Raw genomic sequence first — 1,091 nt, forward strand, 5'->3', positions numbered from 1 at the left:
ATTATTGTTGTTGTAAATCCCTCGAAGTTGTTGATTTAGATTATATGCCTGCTTTATATCGGGATATAATTCAAATACCATTTGTGCTCTTTCTTTTTGACTATCAGTCCATTTTTCGCGTGATTTATAAAGCAGATACCTGCTTCTTGCTAATAACTGTTTTACAGAATCTCCATTGGGTAATAGCTCTTGAATGTACGTTTTGTTTTCTGATTTTGCCTGCAGAATCAATTGATTCTCAAAATCCATGGCTTCCCATCGATGCTTAATCCTGATTTCTTGTAATGCGTCCAAAGCTAATTTTTGAACATGAAACCTATCGGTCACCTGTATCGCTTTCGGGAAACATCTTTTTGAGATCAGTTTCATGGAATTAGCCATATCGAGTGTTATTTCTTTTACCGAAGCTCTCTTTTTATAGTCAATTTTGCTGATATGCTCTATTACCTGATCTGCTTTAGTTCCAGAGATAATAGCCACTAAAGAGCCTTTCCTTCCTTTGAATTTCTTGTTGGTGACAACAGTATAAAGTTCTCCTTGGGACAAAGCTACTTCGTCAATCGATAAATGCGACCCCATGTTTTCAGGGTAAATAATCCATTGGTGGGCATGTTTGCGTGGAATCCAGGTACTAAAAGAACTCAGGTGTTTTTTATATTGTCTTTGAAGTTTTTTACCGTTGACTCCAAAAAAGCGTCCAATGGTATTACAATCAGTAGCGCTCTTATCGATTAATTTCTTTTAAAAAAGTCGCAAACTCCTGAGTCATGCGTGTTCCTTTGGCTACTAAAGCCCAATCTCTTTTAATAATTTCCGCAGTGCTTTTGTGAGTCCAGCGACGTCTTTTGACGTGCAAATAGACCAATTTACCTCTTAAGGGAAAATCCTGAATGGTAACTTGATCCAAAAAACCTTTGGATACCAATTCAAGAGATGCAAATTCTTTTGGAATAGTAGATTTCTCTTCAAAATACAAATGCAGATTTTCTTCTGAGTTTTTAAAAGATGTTAGATTGAAATTTTCAATCAAAAATTCAGGTAGGATTAATTTCAATAGCTCTATATACGAATCCAATTCTATGCTTTTTTTT

General features: G+C 35.3%; 2 protein-coding genes. Both read right to left on the reverse strand.

All coding sequences use genetic code 11. The annotated features are described in order from the left end of the window. A partial coding sequence (locus tag AAEO57_RS20820; RefSeq protein ID WP_423972158.1) for an ISAon1 family transposase occupies window positions 1–732 on the reverse strand: 732 nt, incomplete at its 3' end. Then, window positions 725–1,075: an ISAon1 family transposase N-terminal region protein gene (locus AAEO57_RS20825; protein WP_341694949.1), complete on the reverse strand. Its 351-nt coding sequence runs from the start codon at window positions 1,073–1,075 to the stop codon at window positions 725–727. The genes AAEO57_RS20825 and AAEO57_RS20820, both read right to left, overlap by 8 nt. Window positions 1,076–1,091 lie beyond the last annotated feature (16 nt).

The sequence above is a fragment of the Flavobacterium calami genome, from assembly GCF_038290035.1.
Lineage (GTDB): Bacteria > Bacteroidota > Bacteroidia > Flavobacteriales > Flavobacteriaceae > Flavobacterium > Flavobacterium calami.